This is a genomic window from Marinobacter sp. UBA2498, from assembly GCF_002341575.1.
GTDB lineage: Bacteria > Pseudomonadota > Gammaproteobacteria > Pseudomonadales > Oleiphilaceae > Marinobacter > Marinobacter manganoxydans.
The window spans coordinates 8833-11166 of the sequence record NZ_DDOI01000094.1 but is presented as its reverse complement, the minus strand read 5'-3'; the positions used below and the strand labels follow the sequence as shown (position 1 = coordinate 11166).

General features: G+C 59.0%; 4 protein-coding genes. 1 reads left to right on the top strand and 3 read right to left on the bottom strand.

The window, feature by feature from the left end; genetic code table 11:
* Positions 1 to 28 precede the first annotated feature (28 nt).
* On the bottom strand, positions 29 to 598 hold the full coding sequence (locus B2W52_RS13225; RefSeq protein ID WP_008176000.1) for a DJ-1/PfpI family protein: 570 nt from the start codon (positions 596 to 598) through the stop codon (positions 29 to 31).
* A gap of 86 nt (positions 599 to 684) precedes the next feature.
* On the bottom strand, positions 685 to 1353 hold the full coding sequence (locus B2W52_RS13220) for an SOS response-associated peptidase (RefSeq protein ID WP_008175999.1): 669 nt from the start codon (positions 1351 to 1353) through the stop codon (positions 685 to 687).
* Positions 1354 to 1425: 72 nt separating this feature from the next.
* On the opposite strand from B2W52_RS13220, the gene arfB reads away from it, so the two are divergent.
* On the top strand, positions 1426 to 1839 hold the full coding sequence (gene arfB, locus B2W52_RS13215; RefSeq protein ID WP_008175998.1) for an alternative ribosome rescue aminoacyl-tRNA hydrolase ArfB: 414 nt from the start codon (positions 1426 to 1428) through the stop codon (positions 1837 to 1839).
* On the opposite strand, the gene B2W52_RS13210 is transcribed toward arfB, so the two are convergent.
* The coding region (locus B2W52_RS13210) for an alpha/beta hydrolase (RefSeq protein WP_286803489.1) at positions 1836 to 2334 on the bottom strand (499 nt) is incomplete at its 5' end. The two genes, arfB and B2W52_RS13210, sit on opposite strands and share 4 nt — an antisense overlap.

Sequence of the window (2334 nt, the reverse complement as noted above, 5' to 3'; positions counted from 1 at the left end):
CGGGGCCGGTGGGCCGGCCCCGTTTGCATTACTGATCCAGCAGCTTGAAAAACTGCGCCAGCCAGGCTGGATGAGCGGGCCATGCAGGCGCTGTTACCAGATTAGCATCGGTGACCGCCTGATCAACCTCGATACCGGCGAACGTGCCGCCGGCCAGTTCCACCTCCGGCTGGCAGGCAGGATAGGCCGAGCATTTGCGCCCCTCCAGAACCCCGGCTGCGGCCAACAACTGGGCACCATGGCAAATCGCTGCCACTGGCTTGTCAGTCTCGAAAAAATGGCGAACCAGATTCTGTACATCCTTGTTAAGCCGCAGGTACTCAGGAGCGCGACCGCCGGGCACCACCAATGCGTCGTAGTTCGCGGGGTCCAGCCCGTCAAAATCCGCGTTCAGGGCGAACCGGTGCCCCGGTTTTTCGGTGTAGGTCTGGTCACCCTCGAAATCATGGATGGCGGTGGCAACCGTGTCGCCGGCTTTCTTGTCGGGGCAGACAGCGTGAACCGTGTGCCCGACGGCCTGCAGTGCCTGGAACGGCACCATGGTTTCGTAATCTTCGGTGAAGTCACCGGTAATCATCAGAATCTTCTTCCCGCTCATGGCTGTCTCCTTGTGATTGTCGTGCCAAGTCTGGAAACAGTATCAGCGTCGGTGAAGAAGCGGGTATTAGAGGATTACTACAGGCCTCAGGCTTCCCGGATCAGGTCCGGCGAGTTATGCCTCGGATTATTCACCTCCGGCGAAACGGGAATGGCTTTCAGCTGTTCAGGATCCAGGCGATGGGTCACTGCTCGCAATTGTGTCCGGTCGGTGATTTCCGGATTCAGCCAGTCCCTCAGGCAGGCCGGATCAAGCACCACGGGCTGACGTTCATGGATATGCTTCAGGTGTTCGCTGGCCGGTTCGGTGATGATGGCGCAGGCGGTGGTCTCGTCGCCTTCTCTCGGGGTCCAGAGGCCGGCGAAGAAAATCGCCGGATACTTCCCGGAATTCGCTGGCGTTATGTAGTGAGGTTCTTTCCCATGTTCCGTTTGTTGCCATTCGTACCAGCCATTGGCCGGTATCAGGCAACGGTGATGGGCAAAGGCGTCCCGGAAGTATTTTGATGTGGCTGCTGTTTCTGCACGGGCATTGATCGGAGCCGGCGCTTTCTGATCCGCCCAGGCCGGCCGGAAGCCCCAGTGGGAGTGAGCCATGATCAGGCTGCCGTTCATGCTCATCCGGATCATGGGAATACCTGTGCCGGGAGGGATGTTGTAGCCGGGGTCAAAATGCCCGTCCACCTCCATGCCCTCGGGAAAAAACTCGAGGATCAGGGTGTCCGGTGGGGTATAGAAGGTGAATCGTCCGCACATGATAACTGGTTGTTCCTCGCACAAATCCCGGTGCTGAAAGCCCACGGTTCTGGATTCTGTTAACCTTAGCAGATGCTGAAACTATCCAACGCTGTTGAACTTGCTGACTGGGAAATCGAAATCACCCAGATCCGGGCCCAGGGTGCCGGCGGCCAGAACGTGAATAAAGTCGCCTCCGCGGTGCACCTGCGCTTCGATATTCCCCACTCCTCTCTGCCACCGTTCTACAAGGAGCGGCTGATGTCGCTCAATGATCAGCGAATCAGCAAAGAAGGTGTGCTGATCATCAAGGCGCAATCTTTCCGAACCCTGGAGTTGAACAAGGAAGATGCGCTGGAGCGGCTGAAAGAGCTGATCCAGGAGGCCGTCAAACCCCGCAAGGCCCGACGTCCCACCAAACCGACCCGATCCTCACAGCGCAAGCGTGTGGACAAGAAAACCAAAAAAGGTAAAACCAAGGCCCTGCGGGGCAAGGTCCAGGTTTAGGCCGAAGCCTGTTCGCTACCCCGGGACTCCAGCTGCTCCAGGAAAGCCCTGATGTCATCGAAAGCCTCCTCCGCTTCCGGAAGTAAGGGCACAAAGATCTGCCATACGTGCACCATTCCCGGCCAGGTATGAAGGGTAACCGGAGAACCTGCTGCTTCTGCCCGCGCGGCGTAACGCCGGGCGTTGTCCAGCAGCATCTCGGTGTCGCTGGCCTGTATCAGCGTTGGGGGCAGGTCCTTCAGATTCCCGCGTAATGGTGAGGCGACAGGGCTGGTCGGGGAGACCCGGAATGCCGCCAGTGTGGCCCACCAGATGACCGGCAGTGGGATTTTCGACAGGCCACCAAACACAGGCCCGAGCAGTGGATCGGTACCGATGTTGTTGCGGTTGCTCGGCGCGGTCAGGGTCAGATCGGTGGATGGTGAGAAAGCGATGGCGGCGTCCGCCTGGCGCAGGCCATTGTCCCGAATCCAGGCAATCAATCCCAGAGTGTGA

Excerpts from the sequence above, each read along its gene's own strand:
- B2W52_RS13220 (WP_008175999.1), bottom strand. The coding sequence starts at position 1,353 with ATGTGCGGACGATTCACCTTCTATACCCCACCGGACACCCTGATCCTC.
- arfB (WP_008175998.1), top strand. The coding sequence starts at position 1,426 with ATGCTGAAACTATCCAACGCTGTTGAACTTGCTGACTGGGAAATCGAA.
- B2W52_RS13225 (WP_008176000.1), bottom strand. The coding sequence starts at position 598 with ATGAGCGGGAAGAAGATTCTGATGATTACCGGTGACTTCACCGAAGAT.